The organism is Rathayibacter sp. AY1E3, assembly GCF_002932235.1.
Taxonomy (GTDB): domain Bacteria; phylum Actinomycetota; class Actinomycetes; order Actinomycetales; family Microbacteriaceae; genus Rathayibacter.
In genome coordinates this window covers 20593-40607 of the sequence record NZ_PSVN01000021.1, presented here as the reverse complement: position 1 = coordinate 40607, position 20015 = coordinate 20593, and the positions used below count along the sequence as shown (strand labels likewise).

Genomic DNA, 20015 nt, shown 5'->3' with positions numbered 1-20015 from the left:
AGAACGCCGCCTCCCGGTCGGGAGACGGCGTCGGAACGCGATGAGGTGCTGTCGCGGAGCGGCGGGGCTCAGTGCTGCGCGGGGACCTGACGGTAGCCGTCGCGGCTGGCGACGAGCACCGTCGACACCGTGCCCCACGCGGCGAGGCCACTGAGGACGACGAGGATTGCGATGCTCATGAGTGTTCTGCCTTTCGTTGCGGCGGCTTCTGATCCATCCGCCGGGATGCTGTGTACAACGTCCAGTGTCCGGCCCCGTGTTCCGTAGGACAATCGAACTGTTCTTGCCCTGACGTGTAGTTTCTCTACATGGACGTGCGACGGCTGGAACTGCTCCGCGAGCTCTCGATGCGCCGCTCGATCACGGCCGTGGCGGAGGCGACGCACCGCACGCCGTCCGCGGTCTCGCAGCAGCTCAAGGTGCTCGAGCGCGAGGCCGGCGTGCCGCTGATCGAGCGCTCCGGCCGCGGCGTGGTGCTCACGGCGGCGGGACGCGAGCTCGCCCGGAGCGCCACCGAGATCGCGATCGCGCTCGAGCGGGCCGACGCCGTCTGGCAGACGTTCAAGAACAACCCGATCGGCGAGGTCACCATCGCGACCTTCCCCACTGCGGGCCAGATGCTCCTCCCGAACGCGCTGGTCGCGCTCCGCAGCGTCGAGGGACTCGTCGTGCAGTGCGAGGACGCGGACCCCGGCACCGACGAGTTCGCCGACCTGACCGCCGACTTCGACATCGTGCTCGCCCACTCGCCCACCGGCAGAAGCGCCTGGGCCGGCCGCGGCCTCGCGATGGCGGAGCTGATGGTCGAGCCCCTCGACATCGGCCTGCCGGTCGGGCACCGCCTGGCGGACCGGGCGACGGTCTCGGCGGCGGACCTGGTCGGCGAGACCTGGATCGGCGTCCCGGACGGGTTCCCGTTCGAGCGCGTGATGCAGGACATCGAGACCGCGTCCGGCGAGGCGGTGCGGGTGGAGCAGCGCTTCGCGTCGACCCGCGTGACGGAGGCGTTCGTCGCGGCGGGCCTGGGCATCGCGGTGCTCCCGCGCTACACGGCGGGCGGCGCGGGAGTGGTGGTGAAGCCGCTCCGCGGAGTGAACTCCGTGCGGCACATCGTCGCGCTGATGCGGCCGGACCGGGCGGAGCGGCTCTCGGTCCGCACCGTCGTCCGCGAGCTGCGCGCGCAGGCGGGCCGGCTCGTGCACGCGCTCTGAGCGATCACGGTGCCTCGCCCTCGCCCGCGCGGGGGAGAATGGAGGCATGAGCGATCCCGCCCGCCCCGAGGTCACCCGCGAAGAGGTCGACGTCCGCCGCTCCCCGCGCGTCTGGCGCATCCTGACCCTCGGCGTCGGGCTCGGAGCGATCGCGGCCTTCGTGCTGACCTTCGCGCTGCCCGAGACGCAGGGCTTCTCCCGCGGGCAGGTCTTCGGCTTCAGCCTGCTGCTCTTCGTGACGCTGTTCGGCGCTCTCGCGGGGCTCGTCGTGGTGCTGCTCGACCGGGTCGTCGGCCGGAAGGTCGTCCGGACCACCGCCGAGCGGATCGTCGAGCGCGAGGACGCGGCCGAGGAGCCCGTGGCCGAGGAGGCCCTGCCCGACGCGCGGACGACGTCCGACGAGGACCACCCGCAGACGGGGTCCGACCGGGTCTAGCCGGCGGAGGCGGGCCGCCCTGCGGCCGCTGCACTCCGCCCTGCGCTGAGGGTCCCGCCCGCGGCTCGCGCTCGCGGACGGGACCGCGGCGTCAGCGTCCCCGGCGCGACGAGGAGCGGCGGCTGCTGCTCGCGCTGGACGTCGGGCGCTTGGCGGCGGCGCGCTTGGCCTTCTGCGACTTCGAGATCTTCTTGGCCACGAAGGTGAGCAGGAACGGAAGGATTCGGTAGATCACGGGGGACTCCTCGGGTGCATGCGCGCGGGGCCGCGCACCCTCCGATCATGGAGCGGCGCACGGATCCGCGGCACCCGTTGCGCCGCGCCCGGCGCTGTGCAGAGCTCAGCTCAGCTGCGTGCGCTCCACCCAGTCGAGGTACTCCGGGGTGACGGTGCCCGTGACGTACTCGCCGGTGAAGCAGCTGGTCTCGAGGTCGGTGACGTCCGAGCCCTCGAGGATCGCCGCCTTCATGTCGGCGACCTCCTGGTAGATCAGCTGGTCGGCGCCGATCGCCTCCGAGATCTCGGGGATGCGGCGGTTGTGGGCCACGAGCTCCTGGCGCGAGGGCATGTTGATCCCGTACACGTGCGGGTAGCGCACGGGAGGCGCGGCGGACGCGAAGGTGACCGTGTTCGCGCCGGCCGCGCGGGCCATGTCGACGATCTCCTTGGAGGTGGTGCCGCGGACGATCGAGTCGTCGACGATCAGGACGTTCTTGCCCTTGAACTCGCTCGACATCGCGTTGAGCTTCTGACGCACCGACTTCTTGCGGACCGCCTGCCCGGGCATGATGAACGTCCGGCCGACGTAGCGGTTCTTGTAGAAGCCCTCGCGGTACTCGATCCCGAGCTTCTGCGCGACCTGCATCGCGGCGGGGCGGGAGGAGTCGGGGATCGGCATGACGACGTCGATAGCTCCGCCCGGGGTGTACTGCGCGATCGTGTCGGCGAGCCGGTCGCCCAGGCGCAGGCGCGCCTCGTAGACCGAGATGCCGGACATCACGGAGTCGGGGCGGGCGAGGTAGACGTACTCGAACGAGCACGGGATGAGTCGCGGATCCTTCGCGCACTGGCGGCTGGCCATCCGGCCGTCGGGGGTGATGAAGACCGCCTCGCCGGGAGCGACGTCGCGGACGATCTCGAAGCCCTGCGCCTCGAGCACGAGCGACTCGGAGGCGACGACCCAGTCGTCCGGCGCGCCGGTGTTGCTGCGGCGGCCGACGATGAGCGGGCGGATGCCGAAGGGGTCGCGGAAGGCCAGCAGCCCGACGCCGGCGATCAGCGCGATGGTGGCGTAGGAGCCCTCGACGCGCTCGTGCACGCGGGCGACGGCGTCGAACACCTCGTCGGCGTCGAGGTCGCGGCCCGACATCGAGGCCTGCAGCTCGTTCGCCAGCACGTTGACCAGCAGCTCCGTGTCGGAGGTGGTGTTGAGGTGGCGGCGGTCGATGCGGAAGAGCTCCTCGGTGAGCTCGCGCGTGTTCGTGAGGTTGCCGTTGTGGACGAGGATGATGCCGTACGGCGCGTTCACGTAGAACGGCTGGGCCTCCTCCTCGCGCTCGGCGTTGCCCTTCGTCGCGTAGCGCACGTGGCCGAGGCCCATGGATCCGAGCAGCGAGCGCATGTCGCGGGTGCGGAACGCCTCGCGGACCTGTCCCGCGGCCTTCTTGATGTGCAGGGTGCTGCCGTCGGCGGTCGCGATGCCGGTCGAGTCCTGGCCGCGGTGCTGCAGGAGGGAGAGGCTGTCGTAGATGGACTGGTTGACCGGTCCGGAGGACACGATCCCAACGATTCCGCACATGCCGGAGGGGCTCCCAAGGGGATAGCAGGGGGGTTTGACGGTCCATCCTGGCACGCGGGGGACTCATCCCCTAATGGTTCGCCGTGGGCGGATCCGTGGTCGTGGGGGTACTCAGGGCGGCGTCGACCGGCGGATCGGCCGGGCGGTCGTCGCCATCCGACCAGAGCGCGCGCGACCAGGCGACCTCGCGGCCGAGCTGCCCCGACTCGGTGAACAGCCGCACCTGATGGGTGCCGGCCAGGGCGGCCGCGAGCTCGTCGCGATCGGCGGGCTCGAATCCGAGCGACCGCCAGAAGGGGCCGGATCTGCGGGAGAAGAGCCAGGCGCGTCGGGCACCGCTCCGAGCGGCGTCGGCGAGAGCGTGGCGGGCGAGGCGGCTCCCCGCGCCGGACGCTCGGCGGTCCGAGGCCACCGCCACGCTGCGGATCAGAGCGTGGCGTCCGTCGGTACTCGGCTCCCAGCCGGTGCTGCCGACGACGCGACCGCTCCGGTCGCGCTCGAGCCAGAGGCGCACGGAGGGGGAGTCGATCCCGGCGAGCGTGAGGTCGGCGGCCGCGAGGAAGGCGCGCGCCGCGTCGACGTCCGCCGGTCCCGCACGCTGCAGCTCCACCCGTCCGATGCTGCCGCAGAGGGGCCCTCAGAGGAGTGCGCGGCTGCGGAGAGGCGGAGATCCCGGGCCGGGATCCGGCTCCGCGCCGCGGCGGGGGAGGGCAGTCGGTAGGGTCGTCGCGTGAGTGATGAGACGAGCAGCTACGCCCGCGCAGGAGTCGACACGGCGGCGGGGGACCTCGCCGTCGAGCTGATGAAGTCGGCGGTGTCGGCGACGCACGACAGCCGGGTCCTCGGCGGGGTCGGCGGCTTCGCGGGCCTGTACGACGTCTCCTTCCTCCGCGACTTCCGCGTCCCCCTCCTCGCGACCTCGACCGACGGCGTCGGCACCAAGGTCGCGCTCGCCCAGGCGATCGACAAGCACGACACCATCGGGCAGGACCTCGTCGGCATGGTCGTCGACGACATCGTCGTGGTCGGCGCCCGCCCGTTCTTCATGACCGACTACATCGCGTGCGGCAAGGTGGTCCCGGCCCGCATCGCCGACATCGTCGCCGGCATCGCGCGCGCCTGCTCCGAGACGGGCACCGCGCTCGTCGGCGGCGAGACGGCCGAGCACCCGGGCCTGCTCGGACCCGACGACTACGACGTGGCGGGCGCGGCGGTCGGCGCGATCGAGGCCGACCAGGTGCGCGGCGCCGACCGCGTGCGCGACGGCGACGTCGTGGTGGCGATGGCCTCCTCCGGACTGCACTCGAACGGCTACTCGCTCGTGCGCCACATCCTCGCCGAGCGCGGCATCGGCTTCACCGACCGCTCCGAGGAGCTGGGCGGCGTGGTCGGCGAGGTGCTGCTGGAGCCGACCCGCCTCTACACCCGGCCCCTCCTCGACCTGCTCGACGACGCCGAGCTCGGCCCGGCCGTCCACTCCATCAGCCACGTCACCGGCGGCGGGATCGCGGCGAACCTCGCCCGGGTGCTGCCGCGCAGCTCCTGGGTCGAGGTCGAGCGAGCGAGCTGGAGCCCGTCCGACGTGTTCCGCGCGCTCGCCGGGATGTCCGGCGCGACGCTCGAGAGCACCGAGGGCACCTGGAACCTCGGCATAGGCATGTTCGCCGTGGTCGCGGCGGAGGCGGCCGACGGCGTGATCGCGCGCCTCGAGCGCTCGGGCGTCCCGTCGTGGGTCGCGGGCCGCGTCTCGACGGCCACGCGCGGGTTCGAGGGCTTCGAGCAGGGCGCGAAGGGCGTCGACGGCGGAGCGGTCCGCCTGGTCGGGTCCTACGCGGGCTGATCCCCGGAGGCGCCGCGGATCAGCGCGGTACGGCGTGCGCGCGCTCCCAGGAGTGCTCGTGCCGGGTCAGCAGCCACGAGCCCGCCGCGCAGAGGGCGCAGGCGGCCGCGGTGGCGAGCAGGGCGGTCGCCCAGGTCGGGGCGTCGCGGCTGACGAGCAGGTTCGCGGAGGCGACCAGCACGCCGAGGCCGGCGCCCGCGCTGGTGCCGAGCACGAACGGGCCGTCGCGGCGGCTCGCGACGCGCACCGCGACCATGCCGGCGACCGCTCCCGCGCCTCCGACGACTCCGATGCCCGCGCCGGAGGCCGCTCCCATGAGCAGGCCGAAGCTCACCAGCCCGGGCGGTCCGTCGGCGGCGAGGACGCCGGGCAGGTAGAGGACCAGGGCGACGGCGGCGCCGACCGCGCCGCCCACCAGGATCGCGCCGACCAGCAGGGCGGCGGTGACGTAGCCGACCCGCGCGACAGGCCGCGCGGATCCTCCGGGTTCGAACATTCGCGGCTCCATCGACGCGGCCCGCGGGGCAGCGGGCGGTCCTCGGACAGTACGCCCGAACGCCCCTCGGCGGAACCGCCGTCGGGGATCGGCGGGACTAGCGCCGGAGGGTCTCGCTCGGGAGCTCGCCGAACCGCGTCGCGTAGTGCTGGGCGAAGCGGCCGCCGCTGATGAACCCCCAGCGTGCGGCGACGTCGCCGACCACCAGCGAGCCGATCGATCCGGCCGAGAGCTCCTCGTGCGCGCGCTCGAGGCGGACGTCGCGCAGGTAGTGCCGCGGGGTCTCGCCGAAGGCGCGCTGGAACGCCAGCTGCACGCCGCGGACCGTGAGCCCGGCCGCGTCGGCGATGTCGGCCACTCCGAGGGGCAGGTCGGCGTTGGCCTGCACGAACTCGACGGCCCGGCGGAGGCGCCGCGCGCTGACCGAGGGCGGCACGGCCGGCAGCGGGGCGATGCGGTGGGCGAAGGTCTGCAGGGCGGCGAGCGCGGCGATGCGGGCGACGCCGTCGCGCTGCAGCACGGTGGGCGTGTGCGGGGAGGCGAGGGTGTCGCGCAGGAGCCGGATCGCGGCCCACCAGGCGGTCGTGTCGCGCGCCACGGGGGCGAACCGCAGCGGGCCGGGCTCGGTGCTGTGCAGCTCGGCGGCGATCGCCTCGAGGTGGGCGGCCTCGAAGTGCACGAGCGCGTCGCGGTACTCGAGGGCCTCGAAGCCGAAGGGCCGGCCGCTCGGGAACATGGCCGGGCGTCCGACGACGAGGCGGTGCTCGTCGCGCCCCAGGTCGAGGGAGGCGCGCCCCGCGGTCAGCCAGAGGGCGACGTAGACGTCGCTCGGGGCCACCGTGCCGCGCACCCGGCCGAGGAAGGAGGCGGAGTGGAGGCTCACAGGCCCGGGCCCGGTCGTCGTGTAGCGGAACGCGAACGGCACGACCGAGCGCTCGGCCCGGAAGCCGGAGCCGTTGTACGAGCCGGCGTAGAAGTCGCGCGCCTCGTCGAGGTCGTTCCCGCGACGCTCCGACTGCCACACGGGCAGCCTTGCGGGCGGGGAAGTGCTCATCCGGTCAGTGTCCCAGGGGGCACCGACATTCTGCACTCAGTGGCGGAAAGCGGGAGAACGTGCTCAGCCGAGCGACCTGCACTCCAGGTCGGGTTCCTCACCCGCCGGATCCCGTCCGCACGCGAAACGGGGCCGCCCCGAGGGAGCGGCCCCGATTCACGGGAGGAGTCACGCACGCTTCTGGTGCGGCTCCTCGACGAGGTCCGTGTCGTCGCCGTCGTCCTCGGCGTCGATCCACTTCGAGTAGTCCGGCTCGTCCGGGTGGCTGAGCTCGCGCTCGAGCGCGCTGTAATCGACCGCCGGGCTGAACGACTTCAGCTCACGGGCGATCTTGGTGTTCTTCGCCTTCTGACGGCCGCGCCCCATGGGTGACCCCCTCACGATGACAGGCCAGACGGGCAGTGAGCCGGCTGGGGAAAAGAGCAGACAGGGAAAGTTGAAATCTACGCGGTAGTTTAGCAGACGGGGGACACGCCACCCCGGGCCTCGATCTGCCGGACGGCCGCCCATCCTCGACCGCGTCAGGAGCACCGTGGACAGCGTCGCCCCACCGCGTCCCGTCGTGGTGATCGGCGCGGGCCAGGCGGGTCTGTCCGTGGCCTACTACCTGCGCCGTCTCGGCCTCGTCCCCGGGCGCGACCTGATCGTCCTCGACCGCGGTCCGGAGCCCGGCGGGGCCTGGCAGTTCCGCTGGGAGGCCCTGCGGCTCGGCTCCGCGCACCGCGTGCACGATCTCCCGGGCATGGAGCGGATGGGGTTCTCGTTCCGCACGGCCGATCACCGGCGACCGGCACGGGACGTGGTCCGCGAGTACTACGGTCGCTACGAGGAGGAGCTCGGTCTCGAGATCCGCCGTCCGGAGTCGGTGCGGCGCGTCACGAGTGCGACGCCGCACGACACGGGGTCGCCGCTCGTCGTCGAGTCCGACCGCGCGGTCGAGCGCGCGAGCCTGCTCGTCAACGCGACCGGCACCTGGGGATCGCCCTTCGTCCCGCACTACCCCGGGCGCGACCGCTTCCGCGGCGTGCAGATCGACCCGACCGAGTACGTCCGCGCCGAGGACTTCGCCGGGAAGCAGGTGCTCGTGGTCGGCGGCGGCACCTCGGCGATCGGCTTCCTGCTGGAGCTCGAGCGGGTGGCGCGCTCGCTGACGTGGGCGACGCGGCGACCGGTGGTCTACCACGACGGCGAGCAGCTGGCGATGGAGTCGGCGGTGGAGGCGGTGGCCGAGCAGGACCGCGCCGCCCGCGCCGGGCTGCCCCTCCCGAGCATCGTCGGCGGCACGGGCGTGCAGCGCACCCGCCGGGTGGTCGCCGGGATCGAGCGCGGGCTCCTGCACGAGCGGGGGATGTTCTCGTCGATCGAGGAGGAGGGCGTGCGCTGGCCGGACGGCTCCTTCACGCGCGCCGACGCGATCATCTGGGCGACGGGCTTCCGGCCGGAGCTGCGCCACCTCGCTCCACTCGGGCTGCGCGAGCGCGAGGGCGGCATCGCGGTCGCCGACGGCGCCTCGCTGACGGATCCGCGCGTCTTCTTCGCCGGCTACGGCCCGACGGCCTCCACCATCGGGGCGAACCGCTCGGGCCGGCGCATCGCGCGCGCGGTCGTGGCGCGTCTGCCCTGAGCGCGCCTGCCCTGAGCCGGCCTGATCTGAGCCGGTCCGCCCTGAGCGGCGCGGCGCCTCAGATCCTGCCGTCCCAGTCCACCGGCACTACCGAGCCGCGGTAGCGGATCCCGTCCACGCGGATCCGCCCGGCGAGCGCGGGCGAGAGCGGCGCGACGACCAGGGTGTCGCCTCCGGGAGCGAGCCCCAGCGCCACCGACAGCACGGCGACGGAGGCGGCCGCCGACCAGGCCTGCGGTCGGCAGGCCGCCGGGTACGGCACCGGCGCGTGCACCTCGGCGGCGGGGTCGCCCGAGTGCAGCTCGGGCATCCGGTAGCCGAAGCTCTCGGCCGCGGCGATCAGTCCGCGCGAGAGGGTCGTCGCCTCCGCCCCGAAGCCCTCCCGGGCGAGCCCGGTGACGGCGATCGCGGTGTCGTGGGCCCAGACGGAGCCGCCGTGGTACGACAGCGGCCAGTAGCCGCCCGAGCCGGTGTCCAGGGTGCGCAGGCCGAAGCCCGAGTCGAGCCCGGGGGAGACCAGCAGCTCGGCGACCCGGGCGGCGTGCTCGGGGGAGAGGATGCCGGTGCCGAGGAGGTGGCCGAGGTTGCTGGTGATCGTGTCGACCGGGCGCCCGGCCGCGTCGAGCGCGATCGCCGGGTAGCCGCCGTCGGCGTCGTCGATCCAGAACGCCTCCGCGAAGCGCGCCTTCAGCGTCGACGCCGCCTCGCGCCACTCCGAGCCGTCGCGGCCGAGGTGCTCGAGCAGCGCCGCTCCGCCTGCCATGGCCTCGTGGGCGTAGGCCTGCACCTCGCAGAGCGCGATCGGACCCTCGGCGAGCGTGCCGTCGCGCCACTGGATCGAGTCGCCCGAGTCCTTCCAGCCCTGGTTGGCGAGCCCGTGCCCCGTGGTGTCGACGTACTCGAGGAACCCGTCGCCGTCCGGGTCGCCGTCGTCGCGGAGCCAGCGCAGCGCCGCCTCCAGAGCGGGCAGCAGCTGGGCACCGGCAACCAGTACCCGCTGCAGCTCGCGGCCGCGGTGCTGATGTCGATCCCGGTGGCCGTGCTGTTCTTCGTCTTCCAGCGGCGGATCATGAACACGACCGAGGGCGCGGAGAAGGGCTGACGCGGGGGCTCCGGCTCCTGCTGAGCGAGCATCACGCGTGGGTGACCGGTTCCTGCTGATCGAGCAGCGCACAGGGCGCGTATCGAGATCCGTGTCCGTGCGACGGGTCTCGATACGCCCCTGCGGGGCTGCTCGACCAGCATGCGGGAGTGCCGCCGCTACTTCGCGAGGAACTCCAGGACGACGCGGTTCCACTCCTCCGGGTGGCTCACGGTCACTCCGTGCGGGGCGCCGTGGACGACGTGCAGCTCGGAGCCGGGGATCGCCGCGTGGGTGCGGGCGCCGGAGCCCTCGAACGGAACCGTGCCGTCGCCGTCGCCGTGGATGACGAGCGCGGGCACCGACACGTTGGGCAGGTCCTCGCGGAAGTCGGTGGTCGCGAACGCCGTCATGCAGGCGAGGGCGGCGTGCTTGGCCGACTGCTTCGCCAGAGCGATCGCCTCCTGGCGCTGCTCCTCCGTCACCTTCAGCACGCCGTCGACCGAGAAGAAGTCGGTGGTGAACTGGTCGTAGAAGTCGTCCTCGCTCTTCGTGAGGCCCGCGGTCATCTGCGCGGCCTGCGCCTTCTCGAGCGGGCCGTCCGGGTTGTCGTCCGTCTTCATCAGGTACGGCGGGACGGCCGAGGCGAAGACGACGCTGTGCAGGCGATCGGCGCCGTACTTCGTGAAGTAGCGGGCGACCTCGCCGCCGCCCATCGAGAAGCCGACCAGGGTGACGTCCTGCAGGTCGAGCTCGGTGAGGAGGGTGTGCAGGTCCTCGGTGAGCGTGTCGTAGCTGTAGCCGGTGAGCGGCTTGTCGCTGCGCCCGAAGCCGCGGCGGTCGTAGGTGACGACGCGGTAGCCGGCCTCGGCGAACGCGGGGACCTGCTCCTTCCACGACTCGCCCGAGAGGGGCCAGCCGTGGATGAGGACCACGGGGCGGCCCGATCCGCCGGTGTCGTCGACGTGCAGGTCCGTGTCCTTGAAGAGTCCGTGGTGGGCGGTGATCTCGGCCATGGCGAGTGCTCCTTCCGGCGCCGACGATCGGCGTCACTCGATGTTCGAGGACGTCCCTGCGAGCGGATGGCCGGGGCGGGGAGGGTTGACAGCTCCCGTCAGTCCGCAACGACGGCCGCGGCGAGCCCCTGCAGCGCCGCGTGCAGCCCAGCGCTCAGGGGCAGCCCGGCGTCGAGCACGGCGTTCGCGGCGGCGACCAGCACCGGTGCCGCGGGGGAGGAGACCACGGTGAGGCCGGCGGGCGGATCCGCGTCGCCCGAGGGCCGCACGACCAGGACGAGCCGGGAGCTGGGAGCGCTCGTGCTGATCGTCGCTCCCGATCGGGCGGGCAGCACCGCGAGGGTGCCGCGGCCGACGAACTCGCGCTCCTCCCGACTGGCGACGGTGAACGCGCCCTCGAGCGGGAGCAGGAGCACCACCGACCCCGGGTCGGCGCGGGGGCTCGGGCGGAAGTCGATCGTGCCGGCCGTGTGCCAGATCCGGCGAAGGAGCACGCCCTCGGCGGCCGCTTCCTGCCCAGTGACGGCGAGGGCGGGGTCGGGCCCGGCCTCGGCGTGGCGGGCCCGCAGCCAGTGCCGGGCGGAGTCGCCGCGGAGGGGCATCGGGTGGATCAGCGGATCGGACACGGCGGCTCCCGAGGAACGCGGACCTGAATCGGCCGAGACAGTGAGGAACCATCATCCTAGGAGCGGCGGGAGGCGTCGTCCCCGGAGTGGCGCGTCCTCACATGCCGATGCCGCCCCGGCCGCGCTGAGCGCGACGCCGGAGCGGCATCCGAAGGGTGGTGCGGACTACTGGAAGCCGCCGCCACGGTCCTCCGGGTCCTCGATCGGGTCGGAGTCGGGCGTGTCGATCGAGTAGGTCACGTGGACCGCCTCGCCGACCTCCTTCGCGGAGACGGCGTTGTAGACGAGGTGCGTCTCCTGGCCGTCGACGGCGGCGTAGACGTCGACCTCCTTCTCGTAGCCCCCCTCGGTGCTGACGCGGTTCTCGGTCTGGCCGTCGAACGGCCCGCCCTGGAAGAAGGCGAGGTAGCTCTCGCCCTCGGCGAGTGCGCGGATGTCGTTGCTCATGCCCCCAGGTCTACCACTCGGCGCCTCCCCGCCGCTCGGCCTTGCGCTCGGCGGGCGGAGGAGGGCCGGGAGCGGCGGCGGCCGTGCCGCGAGGTGGCACTGCTCGACGGGATCTCTCCGCACGCGCCGTCAGGGCACGAGCCGCTGCGTGATCGAGGCGGTCGGCCCGCTCAGCGCGATCTCTGCGAGCGCGCCGTTGACCAGGGGCATCTGCGGCGGCTGGTGCCCGGTGTCGACGTCGAGGATCACCGGCACGCCGAGGTCGCCGAGCGCCCGCCGCACCGCGTCCTCCTGGCTCAGCTCGGGCAGCCAGGCGCCCTCGGTCCGGCCGATCAGGACGCCGGCCGTCTGCTCGAACCAGCCCGCGAGCCGGAGCGAGGTGAGCATCCGGAGCACCGAGACGGAGTCGGACCCGGCCGCCTCCAGGTAGACGACGGTGCCCTCCGGCGCGTGCCGGCGAGCGAAGCCCGGCACGTCGCCGTAGGGCGTGCCCGCGAGCAGGGACACCGTCTCGAGGCATCCGCCGATCAAGCGGCCGGACATCGCCGCGTCCGCGGACCCGTCGAGCGAGCGCCAGCGGGTCGGCTCCTCGTAGGCCCGATCGCGGTCGAGCGGCTCGTCCGCCCACGCACCCCACGGACGGCTCCGGCGTCGCGGCGCGGCGTGCTGCGTGAACGCGGCTCCGGGCTCGAGTCCGGCGACCTCCGTCCAGCGGTGGAACCCGACCGGCAGCTCCCACGGCTCGTCCATCAGATTGGCGCCGTGGATCGTCGCGAGCCCGGTCGTCGTCGTCAGGGGCAGGAGCAGCGTCGAGACGTCCGACCAGCCGACGAACCAGGGCCGGGCCTCCGCGAGGGCGTGCCAGTCGAGCCTCTCCAGCAGCTCGACGGCGAGCTCGCCGCCCCACGGAGGAAGGACCGCGTCCCCGCTCCGGAAGGCGTCGTGCAGGTCGGCCGCCCGATCCGCGGCGGACGCCGGAGCGAGTCCGCCGAGGAGGGCGTGCGGCCGGACCCGGACGTCGTATCCCGCCGAGCCGAGTCGGCGCGCGGCGTCCTGCAGCCGGTCGTGCAGGTGCTCGGGGACTCCCATCGAGGGCGCGGGCACCTCCACCCGGCCTCCGGCGCGAAGGGGCGCGGGGTACGTGATGCTCGCCATCCGACGACGCTAACGCCCCTCGCGGTGACGGGCTTCGAATGCTCCGTCCGGCGAGTACCTCCGCGCCCTTCCTGCCCCGACTCGCGGGCGGCCGCTGAGCGCGATCGCCAGAGGGGTCGGCGCGAGTTCTGCGCCGCCACCCACTCGCGCGCAGCGCCGGCCGCCGGGAAGAAGGATGGCCAGGAGGCGCACCGGAACGAGACGTCGCGGTCTCGCGCAGGCGTCTCGGCTCCGCTGCTGCCTGCGGCGATCAGCGTCACGCGGCGCGTTCAGCTCGTGAGGCGGCCGATCTCGTCCTCGGAGAGGAGGCGGTCGGAGTAGAGCACGATGCGAGCCGCGGGGTCAGGGCTGTGCGCGTCGGGGCCCGCCCACCTCCGTTCGAGACCGAGTCGAGCGACCGTGCGGTGCGATCGCTCGTTCCGTTCCGCGACGACCGCGGTCACGGGGAGCTCCGGCCGGAGCCGCCGCGCCCGAGCGATCCCTGCGGAGGCGACCTCCTGGGCGTACCCCCTGCCCCAGTGGTCCGGATGGACGGTGAACGCGACGTTCCAGGCCGTGTCGGTGAGGAGGGTGCATCCGCCGATCCCGATCGCACCGTCCGCGCCGCCCTCGGGACTCCGCAGCCGGACGACCCAGCTGCTGAGGTCGTCCCGTTCCCACTGCGCCGTCCGGCGGGCGAGCACCGCCCGGGTCTGCTCGACGGAGCCGTGTCGGAGGAGGACTGCGGGGAGGGGCCCCGGCCGTCGTCGTCGCGGTCCGCGTCCGTGTCGTGTCCATGCCGCGTCCCCCGTCACCGCGGACCGGTCCGCGCTGCCCCGACGCTATCCGCTCGCCGTCCCGCCGTCACCCCGCACCTCTGAGCGGGCCGCGTGCCCGGGTGGCGTCAGCACCGCGCCGCCCGCGCCGCCCCGGTCGAACGCCGAGAACGTAGGATGTCCGGGATGACGATCGGACGCCGCCTCTTCCTCTCGGGAGCCGCCACGGGAGTCGGGCTCCTGGCTCTCGCGGGCTGCACGCCGTCGCGTCCGACGCCGACCCGCTCCGTCACGAAGGCCCCCGTGCCCACGCCGAGCACCACCGCCGTCCCCGCGCCGGCCGCCTTCGTGCGCTCCGCCTGGGCCGAGGATCCGTACGCGCTCGGCTCCGTCTCGTACCTGCCCGTCGGCGCGACGCCGCAGCACCGCACCGACCTGGGCACCGCGGTCCTCGACCGCGTCTTCCTCGCGGGCGAGGCCACCGACACGGAGGCGCCCGGCACGCTCCAGGGCGCCTGGAGCTCCGGGGTCCGCGCGGCCGCCGAGATCAGCGCCGTCGCCGACGAGGGCGAGCGGATCGCGATCGTCGGGGCCGGCCTCGCCGGAGCGGTCGCCGCACGGCGCCTGTCCGACGCGGGCTTCGACGTCACCGTGGTCGAGGCGCGCGAGCGCACCGGCGGCCGCATCGCCACCGCGACTCCGGACGGCTGGCCGATCGCCGTCGAGACCGGAGCCTGGGCCCTCACCGGCGCGGGAGCCGCCCTGCGCGAGAGCATCGCGGACGCGGGCGTCGTCACGACCGCGGTCGACCTCGCCGACGTCCGCTCGAGCGACGCCGACGGCGCGGCCCTCGACACCGGCACCACGGGCGCTGACGCCCTGACCCGTGCTCTCGAGTGGGGAGCGGAGCAGCCGGAGGACCTGGCGCTCGCCGAGTCGTTCGCCGGCTCCGGAGAGCCCGACCCTGCCGAGGCCGAGCCGGGCTCCGGCGACGGCGACGCCGCCCGCGTGGCGGCGCACCTCGCCGGGACGACCGCACTACGCACCGGCGCCGCTCCCGAGGAGCTCTCCTCCTGGTACGGACTGGGAGACGCCTCCGCCGCCATGACCGCGGAGGAGCTGAGCGACGACTCCGGCGACGCGCTGCTGACCGACGGGCTCGCGCCCCTGGTCGACACCTTGCTCGCCGACGTCGAGGTCTCGCTGCGCGCCGTGGTGAGCGGCATCGGCTACACGGAGACCGGCGTCAGCATCCGCCTGGGCACCGGCGAGTCGTTCACAGCCGACCGGGTGCTGGTCACCGTGCCGATCGGGGTGCTCCAGACGGACGCGATCGCCTTCGACCCGCCGCTCCCGTTCGCGCAGCGCGCGGCCGTCGCGGCCCTCGGCTCCGGCGTCGTCGAGACGCTGTGGCTGCGCTTCGACGAGGCGTTCTGGGACGCCGGCGCCCCCGCGCGCTGGTCGCTCGTCGGCTCCGAGGCGGGCATCACCGAGTGGCTCAATCTTCAGCCGTCGACCGGCGAGGCGGTGCTCGTCGGGCTGGTCGGAGCGGATCAGGCCCTCTCGCTGCAGGACCTCAGCGACGACGAGCTGGTCACCCTCGCGCAGACGGCGCTCGAGCCGTTCGCCGTCGTCCCCGGCTGACGAGCTCGCGGAGCCGCGCCAGCGGCCCCCGCCACTCCGACGCGTGCGCCGCCCCGAGCGGCCGCACCCGGCTGAGCGCGAGGACGAACGCGGCGATGCCGGAGATCAGGCTCAGCACGATCACGTCGTAGAGCACGAACATCACGGGGCCGTCGACCTGGCCGGGGTCGAGGAAGAAGTACGGGTACCAGCCGATGAGGGCCCCGCGGACCAGGGTGATGACGCCCCAGACGATCGGGAAGCCGAGCACGGTCAGCGCCCCGCGCCAGGCGACCGGGCGGCGGCCGGGTCCGAGGATCCAGTCGAGGATCGCGAGCGTCGGGATCACGAAGTGCAGGAGCGCGCTCGACCAGGGCACGTCGACCCGCACGCCGCGGTTGTTGGCCTCCACCGCGATCAGCCCGAAGACGATCCCCGACACGACCATGTAGGTGAGCACGAGCGCCCGCACCGTGCTGAGCCAGCGCGGCTCCCGCTCGCGCGCAAGGGCGACCAGGCCGGACAGGCCCAGCACCACGACCCCGGCCATGTTCGACTGCGTCGTGAAGTAGGCGAAGAAGTTGTCGATCTGGAACGCGCGGAAGCCCAGGGTGTAGAAGAAGTCGCCGACGAGTCCGACCGCGCCCAGCCCGGCGAGGGCCAGGCGGAGGATCGCGAACGCCTTCCGCACACCCGCTCCGATCCGTCGCCGCTGGGCCCGGAGGGCCGGACTTCCGGACGATTCTACGGTCGCCGCGCTCGGAGCTCCCCGAGCGCGCGGCTCCGCCGGACGGGGGAGGCGGGCCCCGCGGAGGCGATCTAGCGTGGAGGGATGGTGCGCGCACAGGACGGGAAGGGTTCGGGTCGGATGTCGTCGGAGGAGGCGTCCCGGCGCTGGAACGCGGTCACTGGTCCGCTGTTCCTCGCGGCGGGAGCGGTCTTCGCGGTCCTCGGGAATCCGGTCTGGCCGGTGTTCCTCGTCCTGGGGATCACGTTCCTCGGACTGACCGCCGGCCCCGGGAGGCCGACGAGCCGGAGTGGAGCGCAGGAGCCGGACCGCGATCGGTGACGCGCGCTTCGCGACGCGGACACTCGCCGGTCGCGTCGCCGGGATAGCGTGCGTGTCATGCCCTTCACGCCGAGCCACGCCGTCGTCGCGCTCGCGTTCTCGAACGGCCGGATCCCCGCCGCGGCCGTGGCCATCGGCGCGATGGTCCCGGACATCGGCATGTACCTCCCGATCGCCGTCGCCCGCGAGTCCACCCACTCCCTCCTCGGCGTCGTCACCGTCGACCTGCTGCTCGGGATGCTCGGCCTCGCGCTGTGGAGCGCGGTCGTCGCTCCGGCCTGGCGCGACCTCGCGCCCGCGCTGGTCCGCTCGCGCCTGCGTCCCCGGCGCTCGCCGCCCCGCGGGGCCGCCGCGTGGATCCGCGTGCTCGTCTTCGCGGCCGCCGGCATCGCCATCGGAGCCGCCAGCCACGTGATGTGGGACGGCTTCACCCACCGGGGCGGCCTCTTCGTCTCGGCGATCCCGCTGCTGCAGCAGGAGCTCGGGCCCTTCCCCGGCTTCCGGTGGGCGCAGTACGCGAGCGGTGTGCTCGGGCTGCTCGGGCTCGGGATCGGCGCGGTGGTCTGGTACGTCGGTCGCCGTCCCCGGAAGCTCCGCTCCGACGGCCGGCAGCCGGTGCGCATCGCGGCCGCGGCCGTGGTGCTCGCGGCCGCGGTGGTGCCTGCCGGGATCATGCTGGCGGGGGCGGGCATCGATCCGCTCGACGCCGCCTACCGGGCCCACGTGGTGCGGGCGGCGATCCTGCTCGTGGGCGGCGGCGCGGCGGCCGCGGTCGCCGTCGCGGCGGTCTGGTGGCTCACCGGCCGAGGGGTGCGCGGGGCCGTCGTCTGAGACGACGGAGGACGAGCCTGTCGTCTCAAGGGAGCACGGGCATCCGTCGCGAGGAGGATGCGCCGGTGCATAGCCCACCGATAGCGTCGGACACGGCCCGTTGGGGCGGGCCGCCTTCGGGGGAAGGCACTAAGGGGAAATCGGGGGCTCGCGGCACACGCCGCGGGCCCTCTACCCGTTTCCGGGCCGCTGCCGGCAGCTCCCGCCGCCTCAGCGCCGCTTCGAGCGCGGCCGGTTCTGCGCGGCCGGGCGCTGCGGGATGCGCGGAGCGCCCTCGCCGGCGGCTCCCTGGGGGAGCGAGGACGCGGGCGGGATCGGGCGGCGGGTCACCGGGCGCACCGGCTCGCCGCGGCGCGTCTGGCCGGGGATCGGCCGGGAGCGGCGCCCGTAGATGAGCTCGGACGAGTCGAGCAGCCACGGCACCAGCGCCACCGTCACTCCGTGCACCAGCAGGAGCTTCTGGCGGATCCGCCGCGACTTGTGGTTGTGGAGGAACGCCTCCCACCAGTGCCCGACGATGTACTGCGGCATGTAGACCGTCGTGATCTCGGAGCCGTGCTCGAGGCGGTGGGCCTTGATGTACTTGATCAGCGGGTACGAAATGTCGCGATAGGGAGAGGCCACGCAGCGCAGCGGCACCTCGATGTCCATCTGCGCCCAGTCGGCCTTCAGCTGCGCGGTCTGCGCGTCGTCGATGGAGGAGTGCACCGCCTCCAGCGTCTCGTGCCGCGCCGCGATGGCGTAGTCGAGCGCCTTCAGCGTGGGCTTGTTCATCCGGCCCACCAGCACGATCGCGTGGTCGCCGTTGGCGCCGAAGGTCGTGGTCGGGTCGACCTCGATCTCCTTCTCGACGTCGCGGTAGTAGCGGTAGACGCCGGCCATCAGGACGCCGAGGATCGGCATCACCAGGTAGACGAGCCAGGCGCCGTGGGTGAACTTCGTGATCGTGACGACGACGAGCACCGCGAACGTCAGCGTCGCGCCGAACAGGTTGATGGCCAGGCTCGTGTAGACGGTGCGCGAGCCCTCGCCGTTGCGGATCATCCGGACCCAGTGCTTGACCATGCCCGACTGCCCGAGCGTGAACGAGACGAAGACGCCGATGATGTACAGCTGCACGAGGCTCGTGAGCGAGGCCTGGTAGACGAGCAGGATGATCGCGGCGACGAGCGCCAGGATGATCACTCCGTTGGAGTAGATGAGGCGGTCGCCGCGGGTGTTCAGCGACTTGGGCGCGTAGCCGTCGCGGGCCAGCACGGAGCCCAGCAGCGGGAAGCCGTTGAACGCGGTGTTCGCCGCGAGGAGCAGGACGGCGGCCGTCGCGGCCTGGATGATGAAGAACAGGATCGTGTTGTTGCCGAACGTGGCGGCGGCGACCTGCGCGATCACGGAGCGCTGCGGGGTCGTGGCGCAGTCGGCGAAGCCCACCAGGTGGCAGGCGTTCTCGGCGTAGTGGACGTTCGAGAGCAGGGCGAGGGCGGTCAGGCCGACGAAGAGCACGATCGCGATCGTGCCCATCGCGACGAGGGTGCGCTGGGCGTTCTTGACCTTCGGGGCGCGGAACGCGGGCACACCGTTCGAGATGGCCTCGACGCCCGTGAGCGCCGCGCAGCCGCTCGCGAAGGAGCGCAGCAGCAGGAGGACGACGGCCGCCTGCGTGAGCTGCTCGCCCTGCACGGTGAAGCCCGCCGACTCCGCGACCGGGGTGTCGCCGAAGGCGGTGCGGACCAGGCCGACGACGACCATGACGAAGACGCTCGCGACGAAGAGGTACGTCGGGACGGCGAAGGCGCGGCTCGACTCCGAGACGCCGCGGAGGTTCACGGCCGCCAGCAGCACCACGAAGAGGATGGCCAGCTCGACCCGCAGCGGCGCCAGCTCGGGTACTGCGGAGATGATGTTGTCGACTCCGGAGGCGACCGACACGGCCACGGTGAGCACGTAGTCCACGAGGAGGGCGGCGGCGACCGTGAGGCCCGCCGTCTCGCCCAGGTTGGTGCGGGCGACCTCGTAGTCGCCGCCGCCGGACGGGTACGCCCGGATCAGCTGGCGGTAGCTCAGCACCACCACGACGAGGAGGACGACCACGCACGCGGCCACCCAGGGGGCGAAGGTGAGGAAGGAGAGTCCGCCGAGCAGCAGGATCATCAGCAGCTCCTGCGGCGCGTAGGCCACGGAGGAGAGCGGGTCGCTGGCGAAGATGGGGAGCGCGAGCCGCTTCTGCAGCAGCTGTCCCTCGAGCTTGTCGCTGGGGAGCGGCTCGCCGATGAAGAAGTGCTTGGCGGTGCGCAGCTCGGTCGCGTCGGCCGACGATCCGTCCGCGGCGGACGGGGGGCCCTCGTGTGTCACGAGCGATGACACTACTCCGTACGAGGGGGCAGTCAAGACGGCCGGGAGCGGGCCGAGCGGAGGCTGATCCCGCGCTGTGACCGGGAGTTTCCCGGTGCGGCGGGGAGCGGCGGCCGGCGTGCTCGCGGCCGGCGCCCCGAGCGGGGGGTCAGCGGCCGTCGCGGGTCGCGGCTCCGATCAGGCCGGTGAGGCTGTCGCGGAGCGCGGTGAGCTCCTCGAGGGGGACGTCGAGCCGCTCCACGATCTGCGGAGGAACCTGCAGGGCCTGCTCGCGGAGGGCCGCTCCGGAGGGGGTCAGCGCGACGTCGAGGCGGCGCTCGTCGTCGCTGCTCCGGGCCCGCGTGACGTGGCCGCTCGCCTCCAGGCGCTTCACGAGCGGGCTGAGCGTGGCCGGCTCGAGGCGGAGGGCGGAGCCGAGGTCGGCGAGCGAGCGGGGGCTGCGCTCCCAGAGCGCGAGCATCACGAGGTACTGCGGGTGCGTGAGTCCGAGCGGTTCGAGCACGGGGCGGTACAGCCCGATGACGGTGCGCGCCGCGACGGCGAGGGAGAAGCAGACCTGGTTCTGGAGGGCGAGCGGGTCGGTTTCCACGGCGTCATCCTCTCA

Annotated in this window: 21 protein-coding genes and 2 pseudogenes; 8 read left to right on the top strand and 15 right to left on the bottom strand. The window is 73.4% G+C overall.

The annotated features are described in order from the left end of the window. Positions 1 to 308 precede the first annotated feature (308 nt). Positions 309 to 1211 (top strand): LysR family transcriptional regulator, encoded by a 903-nt coding sequence (locus C5C53_RS14630; RefSeq protein WP_104257884.1) that lies wholly within the window; start codon positions 309 to 311, stop codon positions 1209 to 1211. 46 nt (positions 1212 to 1257) lie between these two features. Next, a complete protein-coding gene (locus C5C53_RS14625) occupies positions 1258 to 1647 on the top strand; it encodes a hypothetical protein (RefSeq protein ID WP_104267871.1) in 390 nt (129 codons plus the stop codon). 91 nt (positions 1648 to 1738) lie between these two features. Here the strand turns inward: C5C53_RS14625 and C5C53_RS17195 are convergent, their stop codons facing one another. From C5C53_RS17195 to C5C53_RS14615, 3 genes are all read right to left on the bottom strand, one after another. Beyond that, positions 1739 to 1882: a hypothetical protein gene (locus C5C53_RS17195; protein ID WP_181028791.1), complete on the bottom strand. Its 144-nt coding sequence runs from the start codon at positions 1880 to 1882 to the stop codon at positions 1739 to 1741. 105 nt (positions 1883 to 1987) lie between these two features. Then, positions 1988 to 3445 carry an amidophosphoribosyltransferase gene (gene purF / locus C5C53_RS14620; protein ID WP_104223766.1) on the bottom strand — a complete coding sequence of 486 codons (1458 nt, stop codon included), beginning with the start codon at positions 3443 to 3445 and terminating at the stop codon, positions 1988 to 1990. 70 nt (positions 3446 to 3515) lie between these two features. Beyond that, complete coding sequence (locus C5C53_RS14615; protein ID WP_104267870.1) at positions 3516 to 4055, bottom strand: GNAT family N-acetyltransferase; 540 nt, start codon at positions 4053 to 4055, stop codon at positions 3516 to 3518. Between the two features lie 120 nt (positions 4056 to 4175). On the opposite strand from C5C53_RS14615, the gene purM reads away from it, so the two are divergent. Next, the gene (gene purM, locus C5C53_RS14610; protein WP_104267869.1) at positions 4176 to 5285 is read left to right on the top strand and encodes a phosphoribosylformylglycinamidine cyclo-ligase; all 1110 of its coding nucleotides are present in this window, start codon (positions 4176 to 4178) and stop codon (positions 5283 to 5285) included. A 19-nt stretch (positions 5286 to 5304) separates the two neighbouring features. Here purM and C5C53_RS14605 read toward each other — a convergent pair whose 3' ends face one another. The 3 genes from C5C53_RS14605 to C5C53_RS14595 all read right to left on the bottom strand — a co-directional run bounded on the left by C5C53_RS14605 (position 5305) and on the right by C5C53_RS14595 (position 7201). Further along, entirely contained in the window at positions 5305 to 5781 is a 477-nt protein-coding gene (locus tag C5C53_RS14605) for a hypothetical protein (RefSeq protein WP_104257887.1), read from the bottom strand. Positions 5782 to 5878: 97 nt separating this feature from the next. After that, entirely contained in the window at positions 5879 to 6835 is a 957-nt protein-coding gene (locus C5C53_RS14600) for an AraC family transcriptional regulator (protein ID WP_104267868.1), read from the bottom strand. Positions 6836 to 7003: 168 nt separating this feature from the next. Beyond that, complete coding sequence (locus tag C5C53_RS14595; protein ID WP_097167615.1) at positions 7004 to 7201, bottom strand: DUF3073 domain-containing protein; 198 nt, start codon at positions 7199 to 7201, stop codon at positions 7004 to 7006. Positions 7202 to 7367: 166 nt separating this feature from the next. Between C5C53_RS14595 and C5C53_RS14590 the strand changes: the two genes are divergently transcribed. Then, positions 7368 to 8459, top strand: coding sequence for an FAD-dependent oxidoreductase (locus C5C53_RS14590; RefSeq protein ID WP_104233838.1), 1092 nt, complete (start codon positions 7368 to 7370; stop codon positions 8457 to 8459). Between the two features lie 58 nt (positions 8460 to 8517). Here C5C53_RS14590 and C5C53_RS14585 read toward each other — a convergent pair. Beyond that, a pseudogene (locus tag C5C53_RS14585) lies at positions 8518 to 9432 on the bottom strand (amylo-alpha-1,6-glucosidase); the annotation flags it as partial. On the opposite strand from C5C53_RS14585, the pseudogene C5C53_RS14580 reads away from it, so the two are divergent. Next, a pseudogene (locus C5C53_RS14580) lies at positions 9415 to 9561 on the top strand (carbohydrate ABC transporter permease); the annotation flags it as partial. The pseudogenes C5C53_RS14585 and C5C53_RS14580 sit on opposite strands and share 18 nt — an antisense overlap. Before the next feature lie 158 nt (positions 9562 to 9719). Here the strand turns inward: C5C53_RS14580 and C5C53_RS14575 are convergent. The 5 genes from C5C53_RS14575 to C5C53_RS14555 all read right to left on the bottom strand — a co-directional run bounded on the left by C5C53_RS14575 (position 9720) and on the right by C5C53_RS14555 (position 13578). After that, the gene (locus C5C53_RS14575) at positions 9720 to 10556 is read right to left on the bottom strand and encodes an alpha/beta fold hydrolase (protein ID WP_104223760.1); all 837 of its coding nucleotides are present in this window, start codon (positions 10554 to 10556) and stop codon (positions 9720 to 9722) included. A gap of 98 nt (positions 10557 to 10654) precedes the next feature. Further along, positions 10655 to 11182, bottom strand: a complete 528-nt coding sequence (locus C5C53_RS14570) for a hypothetical protein (protein ID WP_104267867.1) — start codon at positions 11180 to 11182, stop codon at positions 10655 to 10657. 165 nt (positions 11183 to 11347) lie between these two features. Then, entirely contained in the window at positions 11348 to 11629 is a 282-nt protein-coding gene (locus C5C53_RS14565) for an oligoribonuclease (RefSeq protein WP_104223758.1), read from the bottom strand. Between the two features lie 129 nt (positions 11630 to 11758). Continuing rightward, positions 11759 to 12784 carry a S66 peptidase family protein gene (locus C5C53_RS14560; RefSeq protein WP_104267866.1) on the bottom strand — a complete coding sequence of 342 codons (1026 nt, stop codon included), beginning with the start codon at positions 12782 to 12784 and terminating at the stop codon, positions 11759 to 11761. Between the two features lie 269 nt (positions 12785 to 13053). Further along, on the bottom strand, positions 13054 to 13578 hold the full coding sequence (locus C5C53_RS14555) for a GNAT family N-acetyltransferase (RefSeq protein ID WP_104267865.1): 525 nt from the start codon (positions 13576 to 13578) through the stop codon (positions 13054 to 13056). A gap of 147 nt (positions 13579 to 13725) precedes the next feature. On the opposite strand from C5C53_RS14555, the gene C5C53_RS14550 reads away from it, so the two are divergent. Beyond that, positions 13726 to 15183, top strand: coding sequence for an NAD(P)/FAD-dependent oxidoreductase (locus tag C5C53_RS14550; RefSeq protein WP_181127779.1), 1458 nt, complete (start codon positions 13726 to 13728; stop codon positions 15181 to 15183). Here C5C53_RS14550 and C5C53_RS14545 read toward each other — a convergent pair. Beyond that, positions 15134 to 15853 carry a Pr6Pr family membrane protein gene (locus C5C53_RS14545; RefSeq protein WP_104233845.1) on the bottom strand — a complete coding sequence of 240 codons (720 nt, stop codon included), beginning with the start codon at positions 15851 to 15853 and terminating at the stop codon, positions 15134 to 15136. The two genes, C5C53_RS14550 and C5C53_RS14545, sit on opposite strands and share 50 nt — an antisense overlap. 141 nt (positions 15854 to 15994) lie before the next feature. Between C5C53_RS14545 and C5C53_RS14540 the strand changes: the two genes are divergently transcribed. Together C5C53_RS14540 and C5C53_RS14535 are read left to right on the top strand one after the other, a co-directional pair. Then, a complete protein-coding gene (locus C5C53_RS14540; RefSeq protein ID WP_104353577.1) occupies positions 15995 to 16231 on the top strand; it encodes an SdpI family protein in 237 nt (78 codons plus the stop codon). A gap of 57 nt (positions 16232 to 16288) precedes the next feature. After that, on the top strand, positions 16289 to 17062 hold the full coding sequence (locus C5C53_RS14535) for a DUF4184 family protein (protein WP_104267863.1): 774 nt from the start codon (positions 16289 to 16291) through the stop codon (positions 17060 to 17062). A 210-nt stretch (positions 17063 to 17272) separates the two neighbouring features. Here C5C53_RS14535 and C5C53_RS14530 read toward each other — a convergent pair whose 3' ends face one another. Both C5C53_RS14530 and C5C53_RS14525 read right to left on the bottom strand, forming a co-directional pair. Then, positions 17273 to 19411: an APC family permease gene (locus tag C5C53_RS14530; protein WP_374952928.1), complete on the bottom strand. Its 2139-nt coding sequence runs from the start codon at positions 19409 to 19411 to the stop codon at positions 17273 to 17275. Between the two features lie 148 nt (positions 19412 to 19559). Further along, positions 19560 to 20000: a MarR family winged helix-turn-helix transcriptional regulator gene (locus C5C53_RS14525; protein ID WP_104223751.1), complete on the bottom strand. Its 441-nt coding sequence runs from the start codon at positions 19998 to 20000 to the stop codon at positions 19560 to 19562. Between the last annotated feature and the right edge of the window lie 15 nt (positions 20001 to 20015).

Coding starts and splice junctions, on each gene's coding strand:
- C5C53_RS14560 (WP_104267866.1), bottom strand. CDS start 12,784: ATGGCGAGCATCACGTACCCCGCGCCCCTTCGCGCCGGAGGCCGGGTG.
- C5C53_RS14595 (WP_097167615.1), bottom strand. CDS start 7,201: ATGGGGCGCGGCCGTCAGAAGGCGAAGAACACCAAGATCGCCCGTGAG.
- C5C53_RS14600 (WP_104267868.1), bottom strand. CDS start 6,835: ATGAGCACTTCCCCGCCCGCAAGGCTGCCCGTGTGGCAGTCGGAGCGT.
- C5C53_RS14630 (WP_104257884.1), top strand. CDS start 309: ATGGACGTGCGACGGCTGGAACTGCTCCGCGAGCTCTCGATGCGCCGC.
- C5C53_RS14535 (WP_104267863.1), top strand. CDS start 16,289: ATGCCCTTCACGCCGAGCCACGCCGTCGTCGCGCTCGCGTTCTCGAAC.
- C5C53_RS14605 (WP_104257887.1), bottom strand. CDS start 5,781: ATGTTCGAACCCGGAGGATCCGCGCGGCCTGTCGCGCGGGTCGGCTAC.
- C5C53_RS14550 (WP_181127779.1), top strand. CDS start 13,726: ATGACGATCGGACGCCGCCTCTTCCTCTCGGGAGCCGCCACGGGAGTC.
- C5C53_RS14565 (WP_104223758.1), bottom strand. CDS start 11,629: ATGAGCAACGACATCCGCGCACTCGCCGAGGGCGAGAGCTACCTCGCC.
- C5C53_RS14575 (WP_104223760.1), bottom strand. CDS start 10,556: ATGGCCGAGATCACCGCCCACCACGGACTCTTCAAGGACACGGACCTG.
- C5C53_RS14625 (WP_104267871.1), top strand. CDS start 1,258: ATGAGCGATCCCGCCCGCCCCGAGGTCACCCGCGAAGAGGTCGACGTC.
- C5C53_RS14540 (WP_104353577.1), top strand. CDS start 15,995: ATGGTGCGCGCACAGGACGGGAAGGGTTCGGGTCGGATGTCGTCGGAG.
- purF (WP_104223766.1), bottom strand. CDS start 3,445: ATGTGCGGAATCGTTGGGATCGTGTCCTCCGGACCGGTCAACCAGTCC.